Source organism: Fructilactobacillus sp. X2R1C1 (assembly GCF_059901435.1).
Map to the genome: position 1 here is coordinate 1 of NZ_JBWXUV010000109.1, position 260 is coordinate 260.

The following is a 260-nucleotide window of genomic DNA, read 5'->3' on the forward strand; positions in this document are numbered from 1 at the left end:
TCCCAGCGCGCTTGATAATCGACCATTAAAGTTACCTGAGTTTGAAAAACGGGTTAATCAGGTTGTTTATATGTCAGCTACTCCCGGACCTTACGAAGAGGATCGGACTGACCACGTTGTCCAACAAATTATTCGTCCTACTGGCCTACTTGATCCAACGGTTGAGGTCCGTCCTACTAAGGATCAGATGGATGACTTAGTGGGTGAAATCAATAAACGAGTTCAAAATAACGAGCGAACTTTCGTTACGACCTTAACCA

General features: G+C 44.2%; 1 pseudogene. It reads left to right on the forward strand.

Going from position 1 to position 260, the window contains the following annotated elements:
* Nucleotides 1–260, forward strand: a pseudogene (locus tag AC6UDG_RS07675) (excinuclease ABC subunit B); the annotation flags it as partial.